This window comes from Xenorhabdus eapokensis, from assembly GCF_001908105.1.
In genome coordinates, this window is the sequence record NZ_MKGQ01000099.1 from 1 (window position 1) to 1,723 (window position 1,723).

The 1,723-nt window shown below is 48.1% G+C and carries 3 protein-coding genes and 1 pseudogene; all 4 read right to left on the bottom strand.

Going from position 1 to position 1,723, the window contains the following annotated elements; all coding sequences use genetic code 11:
• Positions 1-96, bottom strand: a pseudogene (locus Xedl_RS33865) (phage terminase small subunit P27 family); the annotation flags it as partial.
• A 226-nt stretch (positions 97-322) separates the two neighbouring features.
• Positions 323-988, bottom strand: coding sequence for an HNH endonuclease family protein (locus Xedl_RS19455; protein ID WP_208605105.1), 666 nt, complete (start codon positions 986-988; stop codon positions 323-325).
• Positions 989-1,003: 15 nt separating this feature from the next.
• Entirely contained in the window at positions 1,004-1,360 is a 357-nt protein-coding gene (locus Xedl_RS19460; protein WP_074025356.1) for an HNH endonuclease, read from the bottom strand.
• A gap of 9 nt (positions 1,361-1,369) precedes the next feature.
• Positions 1,370-1,693, bottom strand: a complete 324-nt coding sequence (locus tag Xedl_RS19465; protein ID WP_244149775.1) for a hypothetical protein — start codon at positions 1,691-1,693, stop codon at positions 1,370-1,372.
• Positions 1,694-1,723: the final 30 nt, after the last annotated feature.

Consider the following 1,723-nt stretch of genomic DNA (forward strand, 5'->3'; position numbering starts at 1 on the left):
TTTTTCCGGCATCGGTTCATTGGCGTTAATCGGGCGTTTTGATGGGTTACCCCTCACCAAACGCAGGTGAGTCGGGGTTGGCGGTCGTCCTGCCATGTGATTTCTCCTGTAAAACGGTGCAGTTGGGGCGCCCAAAAAAAGGTTTGCATTTCGCGGCGATGTGAAAAGAGGGAAGGCGGCGGTACTCAGGGGCGAGAGAGGCAGCTATTTCACCCGCCCCTCCCCCGTGTGACCCTGACGACAGTAATGATTTCAGTTTGGAATTAAATCATCGCCGCGTTAATCAGCATGTGACTACTGATGTGATAATGATGTATTGAAATTAAATGTGAAGTTGGTCACTGTATACCTTCGGCTTCCTTCTGCTGGGCGGTCCGCTTTTGCCTATTCTTGGGCTAAATACTTTCTCTATTGGCCAGCCCCTATCTAACCTCCACTGCAAGGTTGCAAATGATAAGCCTAGGTATCCAGCCCATTCATTTAAGCACATCGTTTTACCATGAACAGTGTATCGCCTATGTGAGCGCAACCTCATAGCGCGCGCTACCTTATGGTGCCCTCTTTTTTGGTTACAGGTCGGACAACTGGCTACAAGATTTTCTGGGATATTATTTGTTTTGCAATCATCAAGATGATCCACATGCATATCATCCCATGTCACAACAGACTCACACCAATGGCAGCGGAATGGCCCATCACCATGATGCTGATAGTAAACGGCGCGGTGCTCGTAAACCCTGCAACTTTTTCTTTTCAGTGGATGATCGGGTGCATAAATCAATAAATAACCACCTGAGTGTTGCAGTTTACCCTGCTTTAATGTTGAGCGTTTTTCTGTAGAGCCGTGTCGACGCATTCTCATGTAGTGTTTTTCACAATAAGGACTATTGCGAGAACGCACTTTTAATTCACAACCTTCAACCTGACAGGTATTCATCACGAGCTTATTACAGACGTGCAGGCACTCTGCATCAATTGATCCAGTCACATTCACCTCTAATTATTAGAATCGCTTTAGGCGTTCGCGGGCTGTTTTGAATTTATGGCAGCTATGGCAAATCGAAGATAGATTGTTATCTGCATCGGTTCCCCCATGTGCCTTGGGGATGATATGGTCAACAGTCTTGGCTTCTACTGCCCGACCATTTCGTAAGCACGTCTGACACAGGTATTTATCTCGCCTAAGAATCCGTCCTCGTAGCTTGTCCCATTGACTACCATAGCCGCGTGCATGTCGGTTCTGGCCTTGCTGGTGAGTCTGCCAGCCTGTGTGCAGATGGTCAGGACAGTAGCCGCTACGATCGGTTGTTGTCTTGGGGCAGCCACGCTTGCGGCAAGCTCTGGGGATACGCGGAGGCATAGTGTCACCTCACCACGCTGAAAACAGTCCGCCGCGCTCACTCTCACGACTCACGAACTGGCGCAGCTCTTCCCGGACTATCTGGCGAATGTATTCATCGTGGGCTTGGTTTATCTTCGCTGACTTAACAAAAATCTTGCCTGCAAAACCGCATTGTTTTTCCATCTCATTGATGATGGTGGCAGCGTCTTTGTATTCCGCCTGCTTCATACCGACCTCACGCCGACCATGAATGCGATCCATCAGTTCAGCGATATGCGCTAACTGAGATGCCAGTTGGTTTAATGCCTCGGTGTCATATTTGATATCAATGGTAAAGATGCCCTGTGACATTGTATTCCCCATAAATCAGAATAATTAACT